Source organism: Rhizobacter sp. P2_H2 (assembly GCF_056403375.1).
In genome coordinates this window covers 1-2,986 of the sequence record NZ_JBFUFP010000689.1, presented here as the reverse complement: position 1 = coordinate 2,986, position 2,986 = coordinate 1, and the positions used below count along the sequence as shown (strand labels likewise).

The window sequence follows — 2,986 nt, the reverse complement described above, 5'->3', positions numbered from 1 at the left end:
GTCTCGTGCAGCGGCTCGACCGCGATCTTCACGCCGGCCGCGAGCCTGGCGTATGCGACGAGCTACACCGCGCAGGTGACGACTGCAGTGAAGGACACGGCCGGCAACGCGATGGCCGCCGCGAAATCGTGGGCGTTCACGACCGGCGCGGCACCGGTCGCGGGCGGCGCGTTCAGCTTCATGGCCTACGGCGACAGCCGCTCGGGCAACGGCTGCGACGGCAACACGGCGCACATCGCGCTGGTCAGCCGCATGGTGGCCRAGCCGGCGTCGTTCGTGTTCAACCTCGGCGACATGATCACCGGCTACGACAAGTCGACCAACTGGATCCAGCGCGGCGACTGCCCGAGCGATGCCTCGAAGGGCAGCTTCAAGGAGATCATCGCGCCGYTGCAGACCAAGACGCCGGCCGCCGGCCTGCCGGTCTTCTACTACCCGGTGGTCGGCAACCACGACGACAACTTCGGCGATGGGTGGTACCCGGACAAGTTCGGCGACGGCTTCTGCAGCGTGTTCGACCCGAAGCAGCTGGTGCCCAACCACACGCAGAGCAAGGCCTACTTCAAGGACTGGACGACCTCCAGCATCAAGCACTACAGCGATGCGGAGTTCTACACCGCCGCCTGCGCGACCACGCGCAACGGCGTGTACCCGGACTTCATGTACTACTCGTTCGACTACAAGAACACCCACTTCGTCGTGCTGCGGATCAACTCCGACTACTTCGACCTGATGGAGTGCTCGAGCAACTGCACCGCGGCGAACGAAGGCAACTACGACGCCTACTACTACAAGCACCAGCTCGACTGGCTGCGCTACGACCTGGCGAAGGCGGTGGCCAACACCGCCATCCAGAACACCGTGGTGCTGATGCACGCGCCGGTGATCTCGTACTCCGACGGCCATGCGCCGGTGGCCTCGTGGCCGACGCTGGTCAAGGAGTTCAGCAAGTACAAGGTGAAGATGGTGATCTCGGGCCACAGCCACGTGTACGAACGCTCGGTGCCGGTGTATGCCGACGATGCCAACCCGAACGGCGTGCGCGACGATGCCAAGGGCACCGTCTACGTGGTGACCGGCGGCGGCGGCTCGGCGCTGGCCGGCTTCAAGACGCTCGGGCCGCTGAATGCCAAGGCGACCGCGGCGCACCACTACATGAAGCTGGACGTGAACGGCAGCACGCTCACGGTGAAGACGATCGGCAAGGACGGGACCGTCCTCGACTCCTTCTCTAGATAAATTGAATGACACCGCATCCACCTGATTGAGGGGGATGCGCGGCACCGCAAGTGCCGGCCCACGTCAGACAATCGGGACTCGCCCGGGTACTGCCCGGGCGCCGTCGTTTCTCCCCGAGGTGTTCTTTCGAGGTCCGGGCCGTGGTCATCAGCAGAATCCAGCAGTTCGCGGCAGCCGCCGCATTCATCGTCGCCGGCCTGGCCGGGTGCAGCGGAGGCGGTGGCGGGTCCGGGGATGGCGGCGGGGGTGAGCCGACCGGCCCGCAGCTCGCACTGCAGGTGCACGTCGACGGCTCCGGCAGCATCACCTCGACGGTGGCCGGGCTCGGCTGCAGCGGCGATTGCAGCGTCTCGCTGACGCAGGGCACGAGCTTCGTGCTGAACGCGGTGCCGGGCACCGGCTACGTGTTCAGCGGCTGGGGCGGCGCCTGCAGCGGCACCGGCACCTGCACCGTGACGATGAGCGCGGCCACGGCGGTGAGCGCGAGCTTCACGCCCGGCGGCAGCTCCAGCGGCAAGAGCTGGTTCGTCAGCGCCACCGGCAGCGACAGCGCGGCCGGCACGCTGGCGGCACCGTTCAAGACGATCACCCAGGCGGTCGGCGTGGCAACCGCCGGAGACACCATCGAAGTGCGCGCCGGCACCTACAACGAGGCGGTGGTCATCCGCACCGCCGGCACCTCGGCGGCGCGCATCACGCTGCGCGGCTACGGCGCCGACCTGCCCGCACGCCCGGTGCTGCAGCGCACCGGCACCGGCCCGACGATCTACTTCTACAACGACGCCTGCGACGAGGACCAGATCGGCAGCGGCAGCGGCAACACCGACTGCTTCGCGAGCTGGTGGACGGTGCAAGGCCTCGAGGTGCGCGGCAGCACGACCGGCGGCGACGACGGCAACGTGATCAAGATCGACACCGCGAAAGTCCGCATCCAGGGCAACAAGCTGTGCTGCAGCGTCGCCGACGTCGTCAAGCTGGTGCGCACCGCGAACGACGTCGAGGTGCTGGACAACGAGATCTTCCAGAGCAGCGGCGTCGTGACGCCGGGCAGCAATGCGCAGGGCATCGACATCGTCGGTGCCAACAACACCCGCGTGGCCGGCAACTACGTGCACGACGTGCCCGACTTCGGCATGTACGCGAAGGGCAATGCGCGCAGCACGATCTTCGAGAACAACCTGCTGGTGAACATCGGCCGCGCCGACAACGGCCACGCGATCATGCTGGGCCAGGAGACCGACGCCGACCGGCTGACGGATGGCCGCTACGAGAGCTACGACGGCATCGTGCGCAACAACGTCGTCGTCAACGCCACCTGGGCCTGCGTCGCGACCTCGTCGTCGTCGAACGTGCGCATCTACAACAACAGCTGCTACAACACCGCCACCGCCGGCCAGGGCTCGATCTTCCTGTCGAACGAGTCGGAGGTCGGGCAGGCCGGCACCGGCGTCGAGATCGTCAACAACATCATCTACGGCTCGGGCAACCGGCCGGTGATCAAGGTCAACGCCGATGCGCTGACCGACTTCACGACGCTGCGCATCAGCGGCAACATCTACTGGACCAGCAACGGCGCGCCGACCTTCTCGCTGAAGGACACGCAGGTGCCGGCCGGCCAGTGGTCGACGCTGTACAACACCATCACCGGCCTGACCGATGCGAGCCGCGTGCTCGACCCGCAGTTCGCGACCACCACCGGCGGCACCCCGCTGACGCTGAAGGCCACGAGCCCGGCGATCAACACGGG

2 protein-coding genes are annotated in these 2,986 nt (G+C 67.2%); both read left to right on the top strand.

What is annotated here, in order from left to right:
• On the top strand, positions 1–1,239 hold a 1,239-nt coding region (locus AC1D15_RS24740; protein WP_477828058.1), incomplete at its 5' end, for an Ig-like domain-containing protein.
• Positions 1,240–1,379: 140 nt separating this feature from the next.
• On the top strand, positions 1,380–2,986 hold a 1,607-nt coding region (locus tag AC1D15_RS24735), incomplete at its 3' end, for a right-handed parallel beta-helix repeat-containing protein (protein WP_477828057.1).